We start from the raw sequence: 1,744 nt of genomic DNA on the forward strand, positions 1-1,744 counted from the left end.
AGAATAGCCGCTAAAACATCGAGAGGATAGGTTTTTTCTAAGTCTCTCAACCCCGGCACTTTCCAAAATAGGATTAAGCGGGCCTGCTGCAAATTTTCATCCTCGTATTCTTGACGGATAATCTCGTTAAAAGGAGCTTCGGGCTGTAGATTAGCGATAGGATGAGAAATAAGCCCAGAATTGCCCTTACTGCCTAAAGTATCTAAAGAATCGCTCACAATAGCCATTAAATCATCTACAGGCAAATTACCCACCACCGCCACCGTCATCCATTCGGGACGATACCAAGTCCGATGAAAATCGCGCATTTGTTGAGCAGTAAGATTTTCAATCACTGCCATCGGACCCAACACCGGACGACGATAGGGTAAAACTTGAAAACAAGTCTCCATGGTGCGATAAAAAGTGCGACGACGGGGATTATCCTGAGAACGACGAATTTCTTCTAAAATAACCTGTCTTTCCCGCTCAAAAGCCTCATCGGGGATTAAAGCTTCTAAAACCACTTCTAGCTGGAGCGGGGCCAGATGGGCGAAGTCCTGCGGGGCAGTGGTAATGTAATAATGGGTGTATTCTTGGCTAGTAGCGGCATTAGTCACCGCTCCTCTCGATTCGATCGCCCGTTCAAATTCACCACTGTCTAAGTTACGGGTTCCCTTAAAAACCATGTGTTCGAGAAAATGAGCCATCCCATTGATCTGATCCGATTCTAAGGCCGAGCCGACCTGCAGCCAGACATTGAGATTAACCGCTTCTACCGGTTGACTTTCGGCAATAATCGTTAAACCATTGGCAAGACGGTGCAGAATCGGAGTGTTAAGTGTGGCAGGTTTCCCTAGGATAGCCGTCATTCTTTATTAGTCCTCGGTGATCACTCTGGCAAAAATTGTCACTTTTCTCTATTGTAGTCCCAGACTTTCACAGAGCCAACAAGATCAGGTGTTGGCCAGCAATTCCAAATTCAGAATGTAGCAAATGATACGGAACATCAAACCCTTTTGCCCGGTACGTCCCAATCCAACATCAAGAAGAATTAACGAGAGCCCTAGGGATGGCATCATCGAGCATAAAGTCTAAAAGGGGAGCATCTCACCTTTGTAACCCCTAAATCAGGTTTTGGTGGTGATTCGGTAGAGGAGGTTTTATCTTGAATGTCGGGGTGAAGACCCTCGCACTTAGCGACGGGATGAAACCCCGACCAGTATAAAACAGCGAAGCACGACATTTCGACAGGCTCAATGTAAAAGCTCAGTGTTTACAAAATCTTGACAATCCGATGCTCTACAGGTTAGCGCTCTTCTGGGACTCTGGCAAAAATCTTACAGTCTCTAAACTCTAGCTCTCTTATGGGGTAAGCCTTCAAGCTATCGCTAACTAACAGAAACCCGATATTTGAGTTTTTATGAGAAAAAAAGTTAGCGATCACTTGTCAAGCAAGGGTTTCAGAATCTGGATTCGGTCGGGGATTTCCGAAAGTTCCAGAAGAGCGTTAGGATAAAATAGGTTGTTTGCTGACAGGGGGACAAGACATCTCAAAGCGTTGTCCACAAAGGTTTTTAGGCTCCTCAGTTACAAATAGATACATCCCTTTCAGCCAAAAAGCTAACGAGAGAATCAGGGATTTGGGCGAGCTTATTAGAAATCTTTATCAACAATGGGGGGTGATCTGCATCGAACTTTTTCGCTCGAACACCCCAAAAAGCTTGTGCTGTAAGGAGTTCAGCCAGCTTGTCCCCCTGTCAGG

Annotated in this window: 1 protein-coding gene; it reads right to left on the reverse strand. The window is 45.5% G+C overall.

What is annotated here, in order from left to right:
- Positions 1-851, reverse strand: an 851-nt coding sequence (locus PX481_RS16995; protein ID WP_288095113.1) for a M16 family metallopeptidase, incomplete at its 3' end; no start/stop codon positions are given.
- Positions 852-1,744 lie beyond the last annotated feature (893 nt).

It is taken from the genome of Microcystis sp. M53603_WE2 (genome assembly GCF_030065435.1).